This is a genomic window from Rhizobium sp. P1_B8 (assembly GCF_056406515.1).
Map to the genome: position 1 here is coordinate 23,466 of NZ_JBFTZZ010000026.1, position 21,041 is coordinate 44,506.

Here is a 21,041-nt window from a genome sequence, read left to right on the forward strand (position 1 = left end):
TACCAACGTTGTGACATTCCGCATAGGCCGATCGGTCGGCGTGAGGTTCGACCGCAGCCAACCATTGCCGATAACGCAAAGATCTCTATCTCAAGCGAAAGACGCAGCTAATGTTTGATATCAGCACAAGACCGAGGCTCTCTTGAAAGATTATCTGCCCTATGCAGCCGGGGCGCTGGCAGGTTTGCTGGTCGCCTTCCTCATGTCTGGCCTGTTGGGGCTGACGGAGACACCGCAGCTCGTGCTTTTTGCATTGCTGCCCGCAGTCGGTGGCGCGGTCGTTGAACGCGTTTGCCATCGCCGGCCGAACAATTCTTGAAGAGCTCCATGGCAAGGCTGAAAGAAATCGTCATTGATTGCGACATTCCCTCGCGTGTCGCCCAGTTCTGGGCGGAGGCGCTCGATGGCTACGAAGTGATGCCATATGACGACGACGAACTGGCCCGCCTGGCCGCTCTCGGACTGACGCCAGAAACTGACCCGACCGTGATGGTCGAAGGTCCCGGAACCCGCCTTTGCTTCCACCTCCGCCAGGGGGAACGTCCCGCCCGCAACCGGCTTCATTTCGATATTGCCACCCCCGATCGGGCCAGGGAGGTAGAGCGGCTTTTATCCCTCGGAGCGACCTTCGTCCGGGAAGCAGATGGCTACACGGTCTTGAATGATCCCGAAGGCAACAATTTCTGCGTGGCGTCCGAATAGTCCGCGCCGCGCCGAAGCCGCGACGCAGGATGAACGGCACCCATCTCAGGACGGCTTGCCGGAGCCAAACCGGATCTCTCGCGGAATGTCTGGATCAGACGCGATTCAGGAACTCGATCACGCGGAGGGTGAGCAGCGCGGTCGCATCGGCGTCATAGGACGGCAGCGAGCTATCGGCAAAGTAGTGCTGATCGCCTGGGTACAGGAAAAGCTCCGCGTCTTCGACCTTCGCGACGATCTCGCGTGCGGCGTCGATGTCGCCCTCACCTGTGAAAATCGGATCGTTGTCCATGCCGTGGATCTGCACCGCGACGCCGTCCGGCCAGGGTCCGAAGGCCCACTCGCCGCTGATCGGCAGGCAGGAATAGAAGAGCAACGCCCCTCGGGCGCCGGGCCGTGTCTGCGCCAGCTTCTGCGCCGGCAGCACGCCGAACGAGAACCCAGCATAGACGAGCCCGGGCGGCAATTCGTCGGCGACCCGGACACCGCGCTCCCTGACTTCGTCGAATCCGATCTCCCCGATGTAGGCGAGACCCTCTTTGATGCTCGGGAATGTGCGTCCGTTAAACAGGTCAGGCGTGTGCACGATATGGCCGGCTGCCCTGATATCATCGGCGAACGCGCACACACCCGGGGTCAGCCCTTGTGCGTGGTGAAACAACAGGACCTCAGCCATACGGAGCCTCCGGGTGGGATAGTCGGGCAAACATTCTGCAACTCTACAGCGTCATTCCCTCGCCGGAAAGACGTCAGGTGCGGGCCAGGCCGTCGATCGCCCTCGCCAGCTTCACGAGATCTGCGGCGTAGAACCCGGCGGCATTGAGACAGTTCGTCTCGAGCAGCTTCAGTCCCTCTTCTGTCCGACAGACATCGATGACATAAGCTTGGGAGTAGCCGGGGTTGATGTCGACCATGCGCTGCCCGAAGTCCAGCGCATCGTCATCGATCTCGTGGCGATGGACGACACGCGATCCGTCTTTGTAGAGCGAATAGGTGACGATCCGACCGTCGACGACCCAGAGACGCCATTCGCGCAGGATGCGAACGGGCTCGGTGAGCATCAGCAGCGTGTCGTGACGAAGTGAACCCTTGGGGATTTCATCTTCGTCGAGCGCCAGCACCCTCTCTGCCATACGGATGATCTCGCCGGTCGATTTAACATTTCCGGGCTCCTCCTTACTGTCGTCGACCGGGCGCAGGAACCAGTCCCTGCCGTCATCCGCCAGACGCTGGGGGACATCCTGGAGTGTCAGGAACAGCGCATCAGCACCGTTGAGGAGGTAAGGGTGCCACGCCTGTTCGTGAACAAAAGGACGCAGTTTAAAAACACCCGGCCGGTAACCGTTCGCCTCGGCGTTCTTCCACAGCGTGTAGGAGCCGAACATGACCACTGAACCCGGATCAGCAACGACCGGCTCGGGGATGAGCTCGCCGACAAACGGTACGACCTTGTGCCATGTGTAGGAGATTCCGAGCTGGTCGAGCGCCTCGGCCAGCTTGTTGGTATCTTCGAACTGCTGGAGAAGCCACTGCATTCTGTTCCCTGCCTTTCTTACAATCCGTCGGACTATCAAAAAGCAATTTAAAAAGGAACAGCCGTAGTATTACAGCTATGTGTGGCAGCAGGAACCGTTTCCGATGTCGTCGGGCGAAGGCTGCAGGCGACTGTCGACACTTTGGCCGTTTCCTTCCGGCGGCAGGTCCATGGCGATGTTGGACGCGAAGAAGCCGTTCGGTTTCAACGTGAAGCCGGCATATTCCACGGGCATGATCGGAAAATCTTCGGGCTTGCAGACATGGGTATGGCCAAAGGAATGCCAGAGCACGACATCGGCATTCTCGATATTACGGTTCTGCTTGACATAACCCGGCAGACCGTCGCCGCCGGCGTGCACGTTTGGGTAATCGCCGCTCGCATATTTTTCCCTGGCATCGAAGGCGGTGACCCAGATGTGCTTCTTGGCGAAGCCGCCGCGCTGGGCAACGGTCGAATCCGGCTGGGCAAGCATGACAGGCGACGGCATGACGACAATCTTGTAGCCCGGCGCCTTGCCGACACTGTTCTGGATGTTGGGGTTGGAGACTTTCCAGTAACGGCCGGTCTCGCCATTGGCGAGTGCCGGGGAGTCGAGTTCGCGCTTCAGCACACGGGTCCTGGTATCGAAGACATTGCCATAGCGATTGTCTTCACCCCAGGGACGCGGCACGAACTCATGTTCGGTCACGGTATTGTCGCCGCCGTCGACATCCATGTGCAGGCGCGCATTGAAGAAATGCTGATGGGTCGGACCGCCGAGATTGTCATCGACCATGCCGCCCCATGGATAGGTTTCGCCGGTCGCGACCGCCGCCGTCTGGATGATGCCGGTGAGCTTGGCTTCGAGTTGGATCGTGCCGTCCTGGTAGAGATACCAGTAGAAGCCGTAATCGTAGTTGCCGACGGTTGCGAAGAAGGAGATGACGAGGCGGCGCGAACGGCGCACTTCGAAAATACCGTTGCGGAATTCGTAATGCTTCCAGAGGATGCCGTAATCTTCCTCATGCATGCAGATGGCGTTCTTCATGGTGAAGGGCTGGCCGAAATCATCCGCCGCCGGCACGTCGAAATAGTGAATATGGCCGAGGCAGTCGCAGCCGAGTTCGAGGCAATTGGCCAGGCGTCCGAGGCCATATTCGCCGGCATCGAAGGCGCTCTTCCAATAGTGGTTCGCGGTCGGGTCGGCGTAAGGCACGACCATTTCAGTGACACTGGCGCGAAAGACGACTGGCCGAAGCCTACCCTGATCCTTGATGCCGAGTTCATGCAGAACGAGCCCCTCGCGCGGGGTGAACCCGACACGGAAACTCCAGTTCTGCCATTCGACTTTCCAGCCGTCGACAGTAAAGCTCGGCCCTTGCGGTTGAACGATATGCAGCGGCTTGAGATCGGGCCGCGGTTCCGGGAAGGTTTCGCGGCCATAATTGCGCTTCTTCCTCGGGACCTGAATGATCTTCTCGTCGTCGACGAGATCGACCACTCGGTTGGCGATTAGATCGACCACCGCCACCACGCCCTCGATCGGATGCGCGTAGCCGTTGTCACGGATATCCTCGCGCCAATAGGACACCGCGCGGACGATGCGCTTTCCCTTCTCGAACTCGCGGCCAAAATAGCCCGAGGAAAAGGGATCGATCTGGATGAGCGGAATATCCTCGTCGGTAATGCCGCGCTTCTTGACGGCAGCGATCCAGCGCGGATCGGATTTGACGGTGCCTTCAACGGTTTCGAATTCGCACAGCATGATCGGCGGCTGGCCATAGGGCAGTTCATCGAGAGGCAGCCGGATATAGGAGCACACCGTGCCGGTAGTCAGGTCGACGATGCCCTCGAAGGTTTCGCCATCGCTGATGTCGATTGCCAGGATGAAGGCGAGGCGCGGCAGCCTGTCGCCCAAGCGATGGGCGGCAAGATCCGCCTTGGTCGGCTCCTCCAGCCGGGTTATCGGAAAGCGGAAGGTGGGTGCGAGTGTCTGCCTATCCTTGAGTATGGCAACGGCAGAAGCGATCTCAGCGAGGCTCAGGGGATCGAGCGGATGGGTGACTGCGACAACGGCGTCCATTGAAATACCTCTTGGTTTCGGGCCTCTTGGTTTCGGGAGAGACGACGCACCATCGCGCGTCGCAGGCTGCGGTGATCAGGATCGACCGGAGCAGATCTGCATCTCGATCATCATCTGGTTTGCATGAATGCAGAACACCGAGCAGAAGGCGTGGGCCTCGACGGCAACCAGCAATGTTGCGCCGGCAAGGATCGCGACCGCGAGAACCAGAAGGCGATCGACGGGTGCACATTCAGCAACGGCACTCATTCGAAGACCTTTCCGAGCGAGGCGTAGAGAGCGGGCTTGGATCTCTTGATCCGGATCGCAAACAGCGCGCCAAGAATGCCCACCAGCACCATGGCATAGGGGAAAGCCTTGACGATCAGGCTTTCGCTGCCGGAAAGGAGTGAAAGATTGGAACTGACCAGCACCAGAGAACCCATGAGGCCGAGGAGCGCGAGTGTCGGAGCGGTCATTGTGGTCCAGGCGCTGTAGCTGTTCGGCGTCTTGCGGAAGAACATGATGATCGCGACCGAGACAAGCACCTGCACCAGCAGGATACCGATACCCGCAAGCGCCGCCATCCACGAGAACACGACGGTGTAGGGATCGGCGCCGAAGATCACGAACAGGCCAAGGACGACGGCCGCGATCAGGCTTTGCAGCAGACCTGCAGCATAGGGTGAGCCATGCCTGGCGTGAACCTTGCCAAGCACCTGTGCGGCCAGGCCTTCACGGCCAAGGGCGAAGAAATAGCGGTTGAGCGTATTGTGGAAGGACAGGATGCAGGCAAACAGGCTGGTGATCAGCAGCACGTTCATCGCCTGGCTCGACCATGCGCCAAGCACGGAATTGGCGGCGGTGAAGTAGAAGCTGTCGAGACCGGCAGCCGCAGCAGCCTGCACCTTGCCCGGACCGTAGAATTGCACGATTGCCCAGGTGGAGAAAGCATAGAAGAGGGTGATGAGCAGCACGGCAACATAGGTGGCGCGGGGAATGGTCTTTTCCGGATCTTCGGCTTCCTCGCCGAAAATGGCCGTAGCTTCGAAGCCGATGAAGGAACCGATGACGAAGACCAGCGCCACACCAAGACCGGGCGCGAAGACCGACGATGGCGCAAAGGAGGAGAAGCTGATGCCTTCTGGTCCGCCGCCTGAAAAGACGATGGCAAGATCCAGAACCAGCAATATAGCGATTTCGGCAATCATGCAGACGCCAAGGATCGCGCCTGAGAAGGCGATGTTGCGCTGACCGCAGACCAGCACGACGACGAGTGCTGCGAAGGCCCAAGCCCACCAGGGCAGGACCAGCCCAAGCGGCGCTATGGCATTGGCCATGAAGAAACCGAACAGGCCATAAATGGCGATCTGAACCGCGCTATAGGTGACCAGCGCCATGAAGGCACCACCCACGCCAGCCGGCTTGCCAACACCGTGGGTGATATAGGTGTAGAAGGCTCCTGCCCCGCCCACATGCCGGCTCATGGCGGTGAAGCCGACCGAGAAAAGCAGGTAGAGCAGGCCGGCAAGCACGAAAGCGCCGGGGACGCCTGCGCCATTGCCAAAAGCGAAGGCCGCCGGCGAAGCGCCAACGACGGCCGTGAGCGGCGCGGCCGCAGCAACGACGAAGAACACGATGTGGGCGAGGCCCACCGAGTCCTTGGCCAGACGACGCTCCGGCGATGATGGTGCGGGCATGCTTGCTTCCAGTGTCATGGAGAACCCCTCTTTGCTTGTTTGTTGCGAAAAAGGTAAGCGCGGCGATCTGGCCCCGAAATTGCAGTTTATGCCAATGAATCGATAATTCGCGCCACGAAGGTCACCGGAGACGCTGAAAATGGCAGTTGCATCGCATTTGATCAGCCGCATGCCCGCAGTTGCTTCAATTCGAGCCTCCGTTTTGATCCCGCTGGTGCAACAAATCGATAAAAGATCCGGGAAAACCGACCTTCTTCTGGCTTCGCACGGCATTCTGCGCTCGCAACTGGAAGACCCCTACGCTGTCCTGCCCATGGCGCGTTATGTCGCGCTGTTCGAGGATGCGGCGACCATAACCGGCGAACCGGCACTGGGAGCCCGCATGGGCACCGGATTCAAGCCCGCCGACATCGGCCCTATCGGCATGCTCTTTGCGCTCTCGCCGACCATTCGCAGCGCTTTCGAACGGCTGTCGAAATATGTCAACGCGGTCCAGGGCGCGACCAGTTCCGGCGTGTTCGAGGAGAATGGCGATTTTGTCTGGACCTACCGGATCGTCGATCCCAGCATGTGGCCACGCCGGCAGGACAGCGAATTCACGATTGCCGCCTCGTGTCAGCTCGTCCGGTCGTGCTTCCGCCGTGGCTGGCGGCCGATCGAAATCCAGCTTGAGCACCAGGCCCCGCGCGACGCCAGCGTGCTGGAACGCATCTATGGCGCGCCCATCCTGTTCGGCCAATCCGGCAACCGGATCGTCATGAACAAGGCGGATGCCGATCGTGTGTACCGTTCGGAAGACAAAAGCCTGATCGAAATCCTGGAACGGCATATCGGCGATCTGGTCAACGAGCCAGCGGCCGGTGATGTCGTCACGGAAAAGGTCCAGGCTCTGATCAGCATCTATCTCGGCCAAAGGCCGATCACGGTCGCAACCCTCGCCGCCGAACTGAAGATGTCGCCGCGAAGCCTGCAGCGCCGACTGTCGGAGGAAGGCGTGTCGCTTCGCGATCTCGTTCGCCAGCACCGCCAAACACTCGCCGCCCATTATCTCGGCGACCAACAAGTCGCACCGATGTCCGAGATTGCGCGTGTGCTAGGTTATGCAGACAACACGGTGCTCTGGCGTGCGCTGCGGTCCTGGGAGAAGAAGGGAAACCACCTATCTTCGAGACGTTGATCGAAGATGTAAAAGTAAAGCAAATACGATCGGACCGACAACGAAGACCGCCGATTGCTGCCCTACGGCCCAGCCCCAAAGAAGGCGAGCCGAGTGAAGATCGTATAGTCCGCTTCCGATACCATCAGCGCGACAAAAACCAGCACCAGCAGCGGCGGCAGCAGAATGGCATAGACGAGCGCCAGCCGTTCCCAGGCCATGTGCATGAAGACGGCGACGATCAGACCGGCCTTCAGCATCATGAACAGCAGGATCAGCGTCCACCTCAAGTAGCTCTGGACGCCGAGATAATCGACCATGTAGGACGCTGCGCTGAGCACGAAGAGCAGGCCCCAGACCAGGAGATAGAGCCGGATCGGGTGCTGCTGTCCGGTGTGTGCTTGTGCGTGCACCGTTTGGCTTTGTGCATGCGCCGTTGTTTCGCTCATGACGACCTCACCACAGATAGAAGCCCTACCACAGATAAAAAAACGCGAAAATGAAGACCCAGACCAGGTCGACGAAGTGCCAGTAGAGGCCCATGATCTCAACGGCCTCGTAGCGGCCTTTCCGGCTCGTGAAAAAGCCGCGCCGTTCCTGGTCAAAATCGCCGCGCCAGACTTTGCGGGCGACGATGAGGAGGAAGATAACGCCGATCGTCACGTGGGTGCCGTGAAAGCCGGTGATCATGAAGAAGGTCGATCCGAACTGTGCCGCCCCCCACGGGTTCTCCCAGGGACGCACGCCTTCGGTGATCAGCTTCGTCCATTCGAAGGCCTGCATGCCGACGAAACATGCGCCCAGAACGGCCGTCAGCAGCATCAGGATCGCCGTCGTGCGGCGGTCGCGGCGATAGCCGAAATTGACCGCCATCGCCATGGTGCCGCTGCTCGAGATCAGCACGAAGGTCATGATCGCGATCAGGATCAGCGGCACGTCCTGGCCGCCGATATGCAGCGCGAAGACCTCGCTCGGATTGGGCCATGGAACGGGCGTCGACATGCGGGCGGTCATATAGGCGATCAGGAAGCAGCCGAAGACGAAGGTGTCGCTGAGCAGAAAGATCCACATCATCGCCTTGCCCCAGGAGGCGGTCTTGAAGGCGCGCTGATCCGAGCTGAAATCGGCGGCGACACCGCGCAGGCCGGCGGGCCTTACGTCTGGCTCACCGTGTATCCCGATAGTCTGTGCCATCTGCAAATCTCCTAGTTCAGAAGTGTGCGGCAGAGATCGACGAAATCATTCGCCCAGCCAGCAAAGAGCGCGAAGAGCAAGAGCCAGACGGCGAGCATGAAATGCGAATAAATGGCGGAAAGATCGACGCTGAGGCGCAGCCTCTCCGGCGCAATGTCGGTAGAGAATGCCCTGACCGTCGTGTGCGAAAGCACGGCAAGCCCGCCGAGGATATGCAGGCCGTGCAGGCCGGTGAGCATATAGAAGAAGCTGTTGGAAGGATTGTCGGCAAGCACATAGCCGGCTGACACCAGCTCCCGCCATGCCTGGACCTGTCCGACGAGAAAAGCGACGGCAAGGACAAACGCGGCGGCAAGCGCCGGCCGCAGGTTTTCCATGCGGCCATGCCCCGCTTCTCGTTTGGCCCATTGCAGCGCGGCGCTGCTCAAGGCGAGTGCTGCGGTGTTCACCCACAGCAGCCGAGGAACCGGCATTGCCCACCAGTCGGCGGACGCCATGCGCATGAAATAGGCGCTGACGGCAAGACTGAAGACGGCGCCGACGACGCCGAGAAACACGAAGAGACCGATTTTCACTGCCGGCGCGGGCGACTGTTGCCGGTCAACCCCATGATGAGCCGGCAGCTGTACTGACCCGGTTTCCAGCCAGGGCTTCGAGGTCAGCCGCTGCCCTGCCAGCCACCAGACGATGATGGCGCCGATGGCGGCAAGGAAGACCAGGATGACGTTCATGCGTGGACCTCCCGGGTTACGCCGCCGCCTGACGGCACATTCTGCGGAATGAAATCCTCGGCCGCCCCCGGCACGCTGTAGTCATAGGCCCAGCGGTAGACGACAGGCAGATCCTTGCCCCAGTTGCCATGCGCGGGCGGCGTCTGCGGCGTCTGCCATTCGAGCGTCGTTGCCCGCCATGGATTGCCACCGGACTCCCTGCCCCGGAAAAGACTCCAGATCAGATTGAACAGGAAGACCATCTGCCCGGCCCCGACGATCAGCGCCATGACGGTGATGAAGATGTTCAGCGTATGGGCCGAAGGCGGAACGAAGGCCGTCTCTCCCATCTCGAAGTAGCGGCGCGGCACGCCGAGCAGGCCGAGATAGTGCATCGGAAAGAAGATCGCATAGGTGCCGAGGAAGGTGATCCAGAAGTGGATATGGCCGAGCACGTCGTTCAGCATGCGTCCCGTGACCTTCGGATACCAGTGATAGATCGCCCCGAAGATGACGAGGATCGGCGCCACACCCATGACCATGTGGAAATGCGCGACGACGAACATCGTATCCGACAGCGGCACGTCGACGACGACGTTGCCGAGGAAGAGGCCGGTCAGGCCGCCATTGACGAAAGTGACGATGAAGGCGAGCGCAAAGAGCATCGGCAGCGTCAGGTGGATGTCGCCGCGCCAGAGCGTCAGCACCCAATTGTAGACCTTGATCGCCGTGGGCACGGCGATGATCAGCGTCGTGGTGGCGAAGAAGAAGCCGAAGGCCGGGTTCATGCCGCTGACATACATGTGGTGCGCCCAGACGACGAAGCTGAGCGCCCCGATGATGACGATCGCCCAGACCATCATGCGATAGCCGAAGATGTTCTTGCGCGCATGCGTGCTGATCAGATCCGAAACGATGCCGAAGGCCGGGAGTGCGACGATATAGACCTCCGGATGCCCGAAGAACCAGAACAGGTGCTGGAAGAGAATCGGGCTGCCGCCGCCGTGCTGCAGCTGCGTGCCCATCTCGACGATGGCGGGCATGAAGAAGCTCGTGCCGAGCAGGCGATCGAACATCATCATGACGCAGGCGACGAAGAGCGCGGGAAAGGCAAGCAGCGCCATCACGGTCGCGGTGAAGATGCCCCAGACGGTGAGCGGCATCCGCATCAGCGTCATGCCGCGCGCCCGCCCCTGCAGCACGGTCACCACATAGTTCAGCCCGCCCATGGTGAAGCCGATGATGAAGACGATCAGCGAGGAGAGCATCAACAGGATGCCCCAGTCCTTGCCGCCAGGCGTGCCTGACAGAACCGATTGCGGCGGATAAAGCGTCCAGCCCGCCCCCGTCGGGSCGCCGGGCGCGAAAAAGCCGGCGGCGAGGATCAGCACCGCAAGCAGATAGATCCAGTAGCTCAGCATGTTCGCGTAAGGGAAGACCATGTCGCGCGCGCCGACCATCAGCGGAATGAGGTAATTGCCGAAGCCGCCGAGGAAGAGCGCAGTCAGGAGATAGATCACCATGATCATGCCGTGCATGGTGATGAATTGGTAATAGTGATCGGCATCGATGAAGGCGAAATAGCCGGGAAAGGCGAGCTGAATCCGCATCAGCCAGGAGAGCACCAGTGCCACCAGGCCGATTGCGATGGCGGTGATCGAATATTGCACGGCGATGATCTTGGCATCCTGGCTGAACACATATTTCGTCCACCAGCTATGTGGATGATAAAGCTCGACATCCTCGACTTCGGCGGAGGGGATGGCGCCAGCACTACCGGATGGAATGCTTCCGGATGGAATCTCGACCATGATCTCTCTTCCCTTTCCCTGCCGGATCCTTGAACCGGCACGCCGCCTGACCGGTTCAGTTTGCCGGCGGCAACGCTTCCGATGACGCCGTCAACTGGGTGAATGTCTGCTGCTGCCCGAGCCAGGTCTGGTAGTCCGCATCCTCGTCAACGACGACGGTGCCGCGCATTTGCGGATGGCCGACGCCGCAGAGTTCGGCGCAGAGAATCTCGAAGGTCCCCGTCCGCGTTGGCGTGAACCAGAAATAGGTGATCATGCCGGGGATCATGTCCATCTTGGCGCGGAATTCCGGCACATAGAAATCGTGGAGCACATCGACCGAGCGCAGCAAGATGTGCACCGGCTTGCCGATCGGCAGATGCAGCTCGCCGCCCTCGATGATGACGTCGTCGAGACCGCTTGCATCGCTTTTATCGAGGCCGAGCGGATTTTCGGGGGTGACGTCGCGCGTCTCGGCGCGGCCGAGCTTTCCGTCGGCTCCGGGCAGGCGGAAGCTCCATAGCCACTGCTGGCTGACGACCTCAACCGATGCGGCATCGGCAGGCACCGTGATGAACTGGTTCCAGACGATGAGGCCGGGTGCCAGCATCGCCGCGACGCCGAGCGCCGTTCCTCCTCCCAGCAGCAATTCCAGCTTGCGGTTCTCGGGCTCATAATGCGCCTTGTTGCCCGGCTTGTGCCGGAAGCGGAAGACACAATAGGCCATGAACGAAACCACCGCCACGAAGACGATGCCGGTGATCCAGAAGGTGATGACGAGGGTGCTGTCGATATAGGTCCAGTTGGACGCGATCGGCGTCCACCACCACGGGCTCAGCACATGGAACAGCACGGAGCCGACGACAATCAGGACGAGGATCAGCACGACAGCCATTTCCGCTCCTCCCTGAGCAGTCGACCCGTGAAACCGCATTCCGTAAAAAAGTCTGTTTTATTATCGCACAGATAGAAAATATCGGCAATTACGGCAATTTAGGCATGCGCCGCCGGCCGCGAACCGTCGTTTGGAGTACTGCTGCCCATCATTGGGAATACTGCTTGAGATAGGCGATGAGATCGGTGATCTCCTTGTCGTCCTTCACGCCGACGAAGGCCATTTTCGTGCCCTTTACCTTCGCTTTCGGATTGTGGAGATAGTCGCGCAGCACTGTCTCGTCCCAGACGAGACCGCCCTCGCCGGCAGCCTTCATTCCGGCCGAATAGGCAAAATTCGGATGCGTCCCGGCCTTTCTGCCGAACAGCTTGTTCAGCGACGGGCCGACCTTGTTCGTATCGGTATCGGCGACATGACAGGTCGCGCATTTCTTGAAAACGGTGGCACCCGCCGTCGCATCGCCCTCCTGCGCCCCGGCGTTACCAGGGAAAAGAGCAATCACGAATGCGCCGATCAGCAGAACAACACGGTAATCCATGGCAAACCTCATCCTCCTCAAGGTTGCCAGCCACTCACACCCTCCGTTATCTCTCGCGTGTGAGTGGTGGTTGTATGGCGTAAAGCTTAGTCCTTCACGATAGCAAGTCAATCGCTTCCACAATTGGGACGCGGGCCAGGCCTGGTCCAGTCCTCCCGGGAGGGTTCGTCACCCTCGAGGATTGGATATTGACGCGGGTATCGGCGACGACATACTTGACCGTCGGCTTCAAGGCCGCCCTCGAAACCAGCCCAGGAAAGGCGCGCAATGTCGATTGCTGAAATTCTGTCTTTTGCTTTCGTCACCGCGCTGCTGATCATCTCCCCCGGGCCCAACGGCATCCTCATCGCCAAGACGGTGCCGGCCTCGGGGCGTGGCGCCGGTTTCGCCAATATTGCCGGCTTCGTCGCCGCCTTCTATGTGCACGGCACCCTGTCGATCTGTGGCATCTCCCTGCTGCTGGCGCAGTCGGCGCAGGCCTTCCTCGTCGTCAAATTGATTGGCGCCGCCTATCTCTGCTGGATCGGTATCAAGGCGCTGGTCGGTGCTTGGCGGGGTTATGCTTCCGTAACGTCAGTGGCCACTTCCCGTAAGGTAAGGCACCTCCCCCGCGCCTTCCTCGAGGGGTTCCTCACCAACGCCCTGAATCCGAAAGTGTCGATGTTCTACCTCGCGGTCTTCCCGCAGTTCATCTATCACGATGCCAATGGCCGGGCCGCGATCGGCGAGGCTTTCCTTCTGGTCACCGTCCATGCCAGCCTTAACGTCATCTGGTTCGGCTCGATGGTCCTGCTCTTTGCGAGGCTCGCCAGAGCTGCGCGCAACCAGCGCTTCCAGCGCTGGCTGAAAGCCGCGACAGGCGTGGTCTTCATCGGCTTCGGCGCCAAGATGGCGACATTGCAGGCCGGATAGCGAAGACGGGCAAACCGCCTTCGTCACAGAAAGGCTGGGCGAACGTCCGGAGGGCGGCAACAGGATCAGCGACCTGCCGCCGGGACTGGATATGATACTGGCCTCGCGCAACCTCAACCGCCGCCATTTAACTACGCCCCGATTGAAAGCGCCTCCTTTACCGCCAAATCGGCCATGGCAAGCACCGCCTCGCGGGTCCTGGCGGCGGCGATGAAGCGGCCGTTGTGGCAGAAGCTTGCGCCCTCTATGCCGCAAACCGCCTCCAGTGCGCCATTGGTGAGCCCGGCCCAGGCCGCCGGCAGATCGGCCCTGAGCTCGAACCCCTCCTCGGCGCGCCGGATGCCGGTCACGCACCAGTCCTTTTCGCGCGGATGAACGACGAACAGCAGGTGATCGGCGCTCGCCTTGACGATGGCGGGACGGAAAGGCATGCCCCTCGGCAATTCCAAAACACGCCCCTGCCCCGCAGCTTCGATTGCCCGATGCACAATCGCCTCGGCCCGCAATTTTGCGGCACTCTGGGCGATCCTGGCCTCAACGAAACTGCGGGCAATGGCAAGGGCCGCGTGAAAGGCGCGGTTATCGGCCTCAGGGTCCGCTTCGTCGAAAACCGGTTTCAGGGTCTCCAGCAGCGCCGGCAGCATCAACCCGGCCAACGGCCCCGAGGGGCTGAGCGCGCCATTATCAGTCAGATCGACCGGCAGCACGAAGCTGGCGTCGAAAGAGCCGTGCATCGCTTCCACATGTGCTTCGGGAAGGCCGAAGGCTGTGAGATAATCACGGCCGTAATGCTTCCAGATCAGGCCGAACGAGCTGTAGGGCTGGCCATCGTCGCGCAGCGGCGCGCCGCGCTGGTGGTGATCAAACATCCCGGCAGCGGGATCATAGGCTCCGCCGACATCATAGATGATCCGGTCTTCGCCCGGCGTGATCCACTCCGGCGCCCGGCTGCGGACGATACGCGCCTGCGGGAAAAGCCGGGTCAGGATGACGCTCGACAGCAATTCGTCGGCATGAAAGCCACCGGAATGGGTGACGAGGAAATCGGGGATCATGGGAGCTATGCGCCTTGTCGTTCGCGGAGAGTCCGCTTGCAGGTCGGCACCAAATAACCGTTGCTGGCTGCTATCTCAACCCATACCTTAAATCGGAGTCGATTTAAGAATAAAATGATGCAGCAATCCAATGTGTTACAGCGTACTTTCTGACGTCACCGCGATACCGGCCTCTAGCGGGATTCATCGAAGCCCCTGAAGGGTGCATCAGGAGTAAGTCCGTGGAGATTCCCCAGCACTTTCACGTCGCCGAGACACAGGATGGTTTGTGAACCACCGCATCAATTCTGCCCTTCCCGGTTACCTCATGATCAGCTCCAAGACCGACACCAACGATCTGTCGGATTTGTCCGAAGATGCTTTGGCTGAATTCGGCCCATTGCTCGCAAGAGCTCAAAGTGCCTTGAAACAGCAATTGAATGCTCAGCGCGTCTATATCGGCCGATACGGGCACACGCCTGGTTACCCGATCCATTTTCATGTGATCCCGATATATGACTGGGTGGAGGAGTTGTTCTGGAAGGACGCTCGCTATCGTCTGCTCGAGAATTTCGCGGAGGGACCAGGGGAAACCGCAACGGATGGCGCGGAACTGACGCTGTTTGTCTGGCGCGAGTTCTGCGAACGCGCAGAGCCGCCACCGGTCAAAGGGCCATCGGTCTCAGAGGCCATCGAGCTGCTGCGGGAGACAATGCGGTTTTCGGCGCCTGAAGCCTAAGACAACACCGTTCTCGGCTGTCTTGCGACAAGCGCCCGGCTGGCCGCCGCGCCGGCATGCAGGCAGATGAGCCCGATCGCCGCGAGAGAATTGATTAGCAGAACATTCGCCACCACCGCTGCCGAAAACGCGCCCTCACCTGACGGAAGCACCGCCGTTGCAGCAAACAGCGCGCCTTCATAGGCAACGAACCCGGCCAGGAAGGCGCCGGCCATCGTAACGGTAAGATCTGTCGACAGACGAAGTACCCCGAGCGCCGTAGCCAGGCACGCAAATGCCGCGATACCGATCGCCAGACCCCAGGCATAACTGTCCCAGGTCTGGGGATAACCGAGCACGAGATATCCGACCATCTGGTTAGCAAGCCAGGCCAGCAGAACCGCCGTCACCGCCATCCGCCGGGGAAGAATGACAGCCGATACCGCCGCCAAGGCCACGAAGGGCGTTATGCAGGCGAAAAGCAGGCTGAGAGCGACGCTCGCACCTGAAATGACGACGACCCAGGCGACAGCGAAGCCGGGTGCGACAGGGCGCAGGGGAAGCTGATTTCGTTCGAGCATCTCGAAACTCCATTCGACCGCAGGAAATAATACGCCAGTCCGGGAAAAAGGCTAGCGAGGCCATACCTCCTCTTGAGATCGAAATTCCCCGCCATTCCTCAATCCATGACGTATTGGATATGATGCCGGCCGTGCACGGCCGATTTCTGGACATGGGCGCGAACGCCGAAGACCCGGCCGATCATATCCTCCGTCAGCACCTCCTCCGGCGCCCCCGAGGCGACGACCTCGCCTTTCTGAAGCACCGCCAGCCTGTCGCAGAACATCGCCGCCAGATTGAGATCGTGCAGCGCGACGATGCAGGTGATGCCGAGCTTCGAGATCAGCGAGAGAATGTCGAGCTGATGCTGGATATCGAGATGGTTGGTCGGCTCGTCGAGCATCAGTTCGCTCGGCGCCTGCGCCAGCGATCTGGCAATATGGACGCGCTGGCGCTCACCGCCCGACAGCGTCTGCCAGAGCTGGCCCGCCCTCTCCCGCATGCCCGTCCGCGACAGGGCCTCGTCGACGGCTGCGTCGTCTCCGGCGCCCCAGGACGACAACAGCCCGCGATGCGGCGTGCGGCCGAGCCGCACCACGTCGCGCACCGTCAATTGCGTATCCGTCGTCGTCTGCTGCTCGACGAAGGCGACGCGCCGCGCAAGCGCTGCGCGCGACAGCGAGGATATATCGTCATCACCCAGCCGGATGACGCCGCTGCGAACCTTGCGCAGCCGGCAAATCAATCTGAGAAGGCTCGATTTGCCGGAACCGTTCGGCCCAAGCAGGCCGAACACCTTGCCCCTTTCCACCGTTAGGCTGACGCCGTTGACGATGACGGTATCGCCGGCGGCAAAGCTTACCTCGTCGACGCTGATACTCATGCATTCCCTCGCACGCGATAGAGGATGATGGCGAAGGCCGGCGCGCCGAAAAGCGCGGTGACGACGCCGATCGGCAGGATTTGCTGCGGAATGATGACGCGCGAAACAATATCGGCGCCGACCATGTAAATCGCACCGCCGAGCGCTGTTGCCGGCAGCAGCCGCCCATGCCCCGGCCCGACGAGGAAGCGGGCGGCGTGAGGGATGACGAGGCCAACGAAGCCGATCGAACCCACCATGCTAACGACGCTTGCCGTCATCGCCGCCGTCATGCCGAACAGCACGATTTGGACGCGGCGTACGGCAATGCCGAGCGAGGCGGCAGCATCCGTGCCGAAAGCGAAGGCGTCCAGCGCCCGCACATGGGCCATGCAGATGATGAAGCCGGCAAGCGCGATCGGCACCGACAGATAGACATCGGGCCAGCGCACGCCACTGAGCGAACCCAAAAGCCAGAACAGGATGCCGCGCGCCTGCTCGGCATTCGCCGATGTCGTCACGATGTAGGAGGTCAGCGCATTGAAGAGCTGCGAACCGGCGACGCCGCAAAGGATGATGCGCTCGCCGCTTCCTCCCGCACCCGTTGCCAGGAAGCCGACCAGCAGAAAGGCGATCACCGCACCGATGAAGGCGCCGCTCGAGAGGCCGAGAATACCGTAGCCGAAGCCGAGGATCATCACGCAGACGGCGCCCGTCGAGGCGCCGGCGGAGATGCCGAGCACATAGGGTTCGGCCAGCGGATTGCGCAGCAGCGCCTGCAGGATCGCACCGGAGAGCGAGAGCGATGCGCCGGCGCTGGCCGCGACGAGCGCGCGGCTCAGACGATAATCCCAGACGATGCCCTGGTGGATGCGGCTGATCTCGAAATTCGTTCCGAACAGCCGGTTCGAGACCGCCTCCGCCGTGGTCGCAACGGGAATTGCGATCTCGCCGATGGAAACGGCAAGGCTGATCATCAGCCCGAGCAGGAGAAGTGCGGCAATGGTGAGCGCGGCAAGCGCCCACCATCCCTGTTGCCTGACCGACATTGCCTTCACTGCGCCAGGCCGAAGGACTTGATGCCGTTCGCCAATGTCTCGATGCCATCGATCGTGCGGATCGTCGGGTTCATCGACTGCGCGTCCATCATCACGAAGTGCTTGTTTTTGACCGCGTCGAGCTCCTTGGTCACAGGGTCGCTCTCAAGAAAATCGACCTTGACCTTAGGATCGTCAGCCGCATAACGGCGGCGGTCCATGGTCGCGAGCACGATGACGGCAGGGTTCGCCTGGGTGATGGTTTCCCAACCCACCAGCGGCCATTCCTCTTCCGTGGTGACGACGTTCTTCGCACCGATCGTCTTCAGGATATAGGCGGGCGCGCTGTTCTTGCCGGCGATGAAGGCGTCGCCGCTGACCTCTTTGCTGGAGAACCAGAAGACGACGGGCAGGTTCTTGCCCGATGCGCCCGATATCGACGCGACAGCATCCGCCTCGCGCTTCTTCAGCGCCGAAATCAGCGCATCGCCGCGGTCCTTCACGTCGAAAATCTCCGAGAGCTCGGCGATTTCCCGGTAGATCAGGTCCATCGTGAACAATTCCCCACGCACGCCGTCGCCGCCATCTGTGTTGACCTTGGCGATGCAATCGGCCGGCGCGAGATAGGTATTGATCCCGAGATCCTTGAACTGTTCCCGCTTGCCGACGGAGCCCTGCGCGCCGACATGCCATTCGAACTCGGCCGCCACTAGGTCGGGCTCCTGCCCGACGACGGATTCGAAGCTCGGATCGTTGTCGGCAAGCCGCTTTATCTTGCTGTTGGCCTCGGCATATTGCGGCAGGACTGGACCGACCCAGACGGCCGTCCCGGCGATCTTGTCGGCAAGGCCGAGCGAGAAAAGAATTTCGGTCATACCCTGGCCGATCGAAACGATCCTGGCGGGCGCCTTCTGAAAAGTCACCTGCTGGCCGCAATTACTGACGGTCAGGGGGTAGTGCGTCGCGGCAAGGCTTGGTGCCGCAAGGCCGGCAAGCCCGAAGGCATATGTCATGGCGGCGAGAATCTGGCGCATGGAAAACCTCGATGAAGGAAAAAATCACGGCCGTTCCGCGCATGTGCGCGGACCGAAAGCACGCTTAGGCGTGCCCTAGCCGCAGGAGGCCCAATCGAGACGGATGCATGCCGGAATTCGGCGAAGGTTCAGCAGGTCAATCATATCTGTTCCTTGTCCGGGCATCCCCGCCCGGTTGATTGGATCGTGATTGACGGCAGGTCTCCTGGCTTGCGGATATCCGTCGTTACATCCGCCTTCCCGCGATATCCGCAGTGGCAGGGCCATAGGCCCTTCAGAGATGGCCAGTCGCTGGCCACTCCTGAGATGATCGACAATCCGCTTACAGTTGCGGGGGCAGCCACGGTCTCGGTCCCTACTGGGTCGTCCTCACCGTGTTCCCTATTAATCCCCTTGGAGTCATCTTCAGGGAACCGTCGAACCCAGTTACGTCGCAGACCTGCCTAACGTCAATGATTATTGCGGAGGATCGTGCCGGCCCACCGCGGCAAATTGCGAGACCTCGAAGCAAAACTCGCCAGCACCCTCGCGCAAAAGCTATCGTCTGCGGCGCTGGCGTCGGGTCATCAGTCGGCGTGCGTCACGACGGATTGCGGAAGGCGGGCCCCCGACATAGCTTTGGCGCCACCGATTTCAACGAGGTCTGATGTAGCAATGAGCAATCCGGATAGCACCGATCTCGCCGCAGCCAGGATAGACGCAATTCGCCAAGCAGCCGAGCAAGGCGATGCACAAGCACAATTTGAATTAGGCCATATGACCGCACGAGGTGAAGGTGTCACCGGGGATAAAGCCGAAGGCGCGAGATGGCTTCGGAAAGCGGGCGAACAAGGTCATGTCGATGCGCAATTCCTCCTGGCTGGCCTGTATCTCATGGGGGACGGCGTTGCACAGAGCGCGCCGGAAGGCGTCGAGTGGCTTGATAGAGCCGCCAGTCAAGGCCATGCCGACGCACAGTATTTATTGGGCTTGATGAGAGAGGACGGCGACGGTTGCGATATCGATCCAACAGACGCCGTAAGATGGTACGGCCAGGCCGCAAACCAGGATCATGCCGGTGCGCAATACAGGCTAGCCCAAATGAAAGAGCACGGCGTGGGCTGCGAGATCAATCTGACAGAGGCTTTCAAATGGTACCGTCGTGCAGCGCTTCAGGATTACCCTGATGCAAGCGAAGATCTGCTCGATTTATGTCGTGCACATCCAGACCTGCCGCTTCCAGTATCAGAATTGCTCGATGGCAAAGGTCGTTCCTGATACTCAGCCCTTTGTCCGGCGGCGCAATCGTCCAGACGCCGTCGCCGTCCTATTCACTCCGCCCCTACAACGCATCCAGCGGTATCTTCAAATACCGCCGGCCGTTCTCCTCCGGCTCGGGCAACCGCCCGCCGCGGATATTGACCTGCAGCGCATGCAACATCAGCTTCGGCTTCGGCAGCGTGCGGTCGCGCGCCTGGCGCAGCGCGATGAAGCCGGCCTCGTCGATGCCTGCGATATGAGGATTGGCGCTTTTCTGGGCGGTCACCGTGCTTTCCCAGCGCGGGTGGCGGCCGCCGGGCTGGTAGTCGTGGCCGGAAAAGAGCCGGGTCTCCTCGGGCAGCAATAGGATGGCCTGGATCGAATGCCAGAGGGAGCTAGCGCTGCCGCCGGGGAAATCGGTTCGCGCCGTGCCGGAATCCGGCGTGAACACCGTGTCGTGCACGAAGGCGGCGTCGCCGATCACATAGGTGATCGAGGCGAGTGTGTGCCCGGGCGAAAACATCACGCGGGCTTTAAGCGCACCGATCTCGAAGGTGTCGCCATCGGCAAACAGCTGGTCCCATTGCGAACCGTCGGCTTTAAGCGCCGGCCAGTTATAGATCTCCTTCCAGAGCGTCTGCACGTCGGTGACATGGGCGCCGATCGCCGTCGGCGCACCGGTCTTCTCATGCAGATAGTGCGCGGCGGAGAAATGATCGGCATGCGGATGCGTGTCGAGGATCCACTCGACCGTCAGCCCTTCACTTTTGATATGAGCGAGGATGGCGTCGGCATTGACCGTTCCCGTCGCCCCCGACATTTCGTCGAAATCGAGCACTGGGTCGATGATGGCGCAGCGTTTCGTCGCCGGGTCGGAAACGACATATTGCACACTGCAGGTGCGGGGCTCGAAGAAGGCCTTCACATGAGCCGCCTGCCCTGACCGCTTTTCCAGCCAGCGGCGCGCGCCGGCAAGATCGAAGCCGAGGTTTTGACCGAAGGCCTCGACATCTCCGGGCTTCATCCGGCCGTCGAGCACCTCGCCCAGTGCATAGAGCGTCAGCGCCCGCGTGCCGCTCTTGCAATGGGCGACGACCGGTCCCTTGGCCTGCGCCATCGCTGCCTGGAAGGCACGGATATCGGCTTCGGTGATCTCGGTTCCCTTCACGGGCACGAAGCTGTAGGCGAGCCCGGCGGTGGCGGCAGAAGCCTTTTCCGAGGTATTGCCCGGCTGCCCCGGCTCCTCGCCATCCGGCCGGGCATTGATGACGGCGGCAAAGCCATCAGCCGCGAAGGCGGCAAAACCTGCGGCGTCGGGCTGCCCCGCCACCGATATCAGCTCATTGACCCTCACGGATGTCATCGAAGCCCCCGCGCTGCC

At 61.0% G+C, this 21,041-nt stretch carries 22 protein-coding genes, 1 pseudogene and 1 riboswitch; of the genes and pseudogenes, 6 read left to right on the forward strand and 17 right to left on the reverse strand.

Annotated features, from left to right (window positions below; genetic code table 11):
* The first annotated feature begins 142 nt into the window (after window positions 1–142).
* Together AC1D2N_RS26460 and AC1D2N_RS26465 are read left to right on the forward strand one after the other, a co-directional pair.
* Window positions 143–319 (forward strand): hypothetical protein, encoded by a 177-nt coding sequence (locus AC1D2N_RS26460; protein ID WP_018242615.1) that lies wholly within the window; start codon window positions 143–145, stop codon window positions 317–319.
* 8 nt (window positions 320–327) lie between these two features.
* On the forward strand, window positions 328–702 hold the full coding sequence (locus AC1D2N_RS26465; protein ID WP_018242616.1) for a VOC family protein: 375 nt from the start codon (window positions 328–330) through the stop codon (window positions 700–702).
* Between the two features lie 94 nt (window positions 703–796).
* On the opposite strand, the gene AC1D2N_RS26470 is transcribed toward AC1D2N_RS26465, so the two are convergent.
* The 5 genes from AC1D2N_RS26470 to AC1D2N_RS26490 form a co-directional block, all read right to left on the reverse strand.
* Window positions 797–1,378, reverse strand: coding sequence for a dienelactone hydrolase family protein (locus tag AC1D2N_RS26470; RefSeq protein ID WP_130729160.1), 582 nt, complete (start codon window positions 1,376–1,378; stop codon window positions 797–799).
* A 73-nt stretch (window positions 1,379–1,451) separates the two neighbouring features.
* Window positions 1,452–2,237, reverse strand: a complete 786-nt coding sequence (locus tag AC1D2N_RS26475) for an ATP-grasp domain-containing protein (protein WP_018242618.1) — start codon at window positions 2,235–2,237, stop codon at window positions 1,452–1,454.
* A gap of 75 nt (window positions 2,238–2,312) precedes the next feature.
* On the reverse strand, window positions 2,313–4,301 hold the full coding sequence (locus AC1D2N_RS26480) for a primary-amine oxidase (protein ID WP_130729161.1): 1,989 nt from the start codon (window positions 4,299–4,301) through the stop codon (window positions 2,313–2,315).
* 75 nt (window positions 4,302–4,376) lie between these two features.
* Window positions 4,377–4,550: a hypothetical protein gene (locus AC1D2N_RS26485; protein ID WP_165406178.1), complete on the reverse strand. Its 174-nt coding sequence runs from the start codon at window positions 4,548–4,550 to the stop codon at window positions 4,377–4,379.
* On the reverse strand, window positions 4,547–5,998 hold the full coding sequence (locus tag AC1D2N_RS26490) for an APC family permease (protein ID WP_130729162.1): 1,452 nt from the start codon (window positions 5,996–5,998) through the stop codon (window positions 4,547–4,549). The genes AC1D2N_RS26485 and AC1D2N_RS26490 overlap by 4 nt, the downstream gene beginning before the upstream one ends.
* A 121-nt stretch (window positions 5,999–6,119) precedes the next feature.
* Here AC1D2N_RS26490 and AC1D2N_RS26495 point away from each other — a divergent pair, with 121 nt between their 5' ends.
* Window positions 6,120–7,157 carry an AraC family transcriptional regulator gene (locus tag AC1D2N_RS26495; RefSeq protein ID WP_047621154.1) on the forward strand — a complete coding sequence of 346 codons (1,038 nt, stop codon included), beginning with the start codon at window positions 6,120–6,122 and terminating at the stop codon, window positions 7,155–7,157.
* Window positions 7,158–7,219: 62 nt separating this feature from the next.
* Here AC1D2N_RS26495 and AC1D2N_RS26500 read toward each other — a convergent pair whose 3' ends face one another.
* From AC1D2N_RS26500 to AC1D2N_RS26525, 6 genes are all read right to left on the reverse strand, one after another.
* Complete coding sequence (locus tag AC1D2N_RS26500; RefSeq protein WP_018242624.1) at window positions 7,220–7,585, reverse strand: cytochrome C oxidase subunit IV family protein; 366 nt, start codon at window positions 7,583–7,585, stop codon at window positions 7,220–7,222.
* A gap of 25 nt (window positions 7,586–7,610) precedes the next feature.
* Window positions 7,611–8,330 (reverse strand): heme-copper oxidase subunit III family protein, encoded by a 720-nt coding sequence (locus AC1D2N_RS26505; RefSeq protein ID WP_018242625.1) that lies wholly within the window; start codon window positions 8,328–8,330, stop codon window positions 7,611–7,613.
* 11 nt (window positions 8,331–8,341) lie between these two features.
* Window positions 8,342–9,061 carry a cytochrome c oxidase subunit 3 gene (locus tag AC1D2N_RS26510; RefSeq protein WP_130716985.1) on the reverse strand — a complete coding sequence of 240 codons (720 nt, stop codon included), beginning with the start codon at window positions 9,059–9,061 and terminating at the stop codon, window positions 8,342–8,344.
* Window positions 9,058–10,851, reverse strand: coding sequence for a cytochrome c oxidase subunit I (locus tag AC1D2N_RS26515; RefSeq protein WP_477982314.1), 1,794 nt, complete (start codon window positions 10,849–10,851; stop codon window positions 9,058–9,060). Before AC1D2N_RS26515 ends, AC1D2N_RS26510 begins: the two co-directional genes overlap by 4 nt.
* A 55-nt stretch (window positions 10,852–10,906) precedes the next feature.
* A complete protein-coding gene (locus tag AC1D2N_RS26520; protein WP_130729163.1) occupies window positions 10,907–11,725 on the reverse strand; it encodes a cytochrome c oxidase subunit II in 819 nt (272 codons plus the stop codon).
* A 148-nt stretch (window positions 11,726–11,873) separates the two neighbouring features.
* Window positions 11,874–12,263 carry a c-type cytochrome gene (locus tag AC1D2N_RS26525; RefSeq protein ID WP_018242629.1) on the reverse strand — a complete coding sequence of 130 codons (390 nt, stop codon included), beginning with the start codon at window positions 12,261–12,263 and terminating at the stop codon, window positions 11,874–11,876.
* 267 nt (window positions 12,264–12,530) lie between these two features.
* Here AC1D2N_RS26525 and AC1D2N_RS26530 point away from each other — a divergent pair, with 267 nt between their 5' ends.
* Window positions 12,531–13,175 carry a LysE family translocator gene (locus tag AC1D2N_RS26530; RefSeq protein WP_130729164.1) on the forward strand — a complete coding sequence of 215 codons (645 nt, stop codon included), beginning with the start codon at window positions 12,531–12,533 and terminating at the stop codon, window positions 13,173–13,175.
* Between the two features lie 131 nt (window positions 13,176–13,306).
* Here the strand turns inward: AC1D2N_RS26530 and AC1D2N_RS26535 are convergent, their stop codons facing one another.
* Window positions 13,307–14,230 (reverse strand): MYG1 family protein, encoded by a 924-nt coding sequence (locus tag AC1D2N_RS26535; protein ID WP_130748863.1) that lies wholly within the window; start codon window positions 14,228–14,230, stop codon window positions 13,307–13,309.
* A 221-nt stretch (window positions 14,231–14,451) separates the two neighbouring features.
* Between AC1D2N_RS26535 and AC1D2N_RS26540 the strand changes: the two are divergent.
* Window positions 14,452–14,948 (forward strand): annotated as a pseudogene (locus AC1D2N_RS26540) (HIT family protein).
* Here the strand turns inward: AC1D2N_RS26540 and AC1D2N_RS26545 are convergent.
* The 4 genes from AC1D2N_RS26545 to AC1D2N_RS26560 form a co-directional block, all read right to left on the reverse strand.
* Window positions 14,945–15,508, reverse strand: a complete 564-nt coding sequence (locus AC1D2N_RS26545) for a hypothetical protein (RefSeq protein ID WP_130729166.1) — start codon at window positions 15,506–15,508, stop codon at window positions 14,945–14,947. The pseudogene AC1D2N_RS26540 and the gene AC1D2N_RS26545 overlap by 4 nt on opposite strands.
* A 98-nt stretch (window positions 15,509–15,606) precedes the next feature.
* Entirely contained in the window at window positions 15,607–16,371 is a 765-nt protein-coding gene (locus AC1D2N_RS26550) for an ABC transporter ATP-binding protein (protein WP_130729167.1), read from the reverse strand.
* A complete protein-coding gene (locus tag AC1D2N_RS26555; protein ID WP_205936565.1) occupies window positions 16,368–17,399 on the reverse strand; it encodes a FecCD family ABC transporter permease in 1,032 nt (343 codons plus the stop codon). The genes AC1D2N_RS26550 and AC1D2N_RS26555 overlap by 4 nt, the downstream gene beginning before the upstream one ends.
* A gap of 5 nt (window positions 17,400–17,404) precedes the next feature.
* Entirely contained in the window at window positions 17,405–18,421 is a 1,017-nt protein-coding gene (locus tag AC1D2N_RS26560) for an ABC transporter substrate-binding protein (protein WP_130729168.1), read from the reverse strand.
* 178 nt (window positions 18,422–18,599) lie between these two features.
* Window positions 18,600–18,854: riboswitch (cobalamin riboswitch) on the reverse strand.
* A gap of 221 nt (window positions 18,855–19,075) precedes the next feature.
* Here AC1D2N_RS26560 and AC1D2N_RS26565 point away from each other — a divergent pair.
* Complete coding sequence (locus AC1D2N_RS26565) at window positions 19,076–19,678, forward strand: tetratricopeptide repeat protein (RefSeq protein ID WP_130729169.1); 603 nt, start codon at window positions 19,076–19,078, stop codon at window positions 19,676–19,678.
* 64 nt (window positions 19,679–19,742) lie between these two features.
* Here AC1D2N_RS26565 and blh read toward each other — a convergent pair whose 3' ends face one another.
* Window positions 19,743–21,023, reverse strand: a complete 1,281-nt coding sequence (blh, locus tag AC1D2N_RS26570; protein ID WP_130729170.1) for a bifunctional sulfur transferase/dioxygenase Blh — start codon at window positions 21,021–21,023, stop codon at window positions 19,743–19,745.
* Window positions 21,024–21,041: the final 18 nt, after the last annotated feature.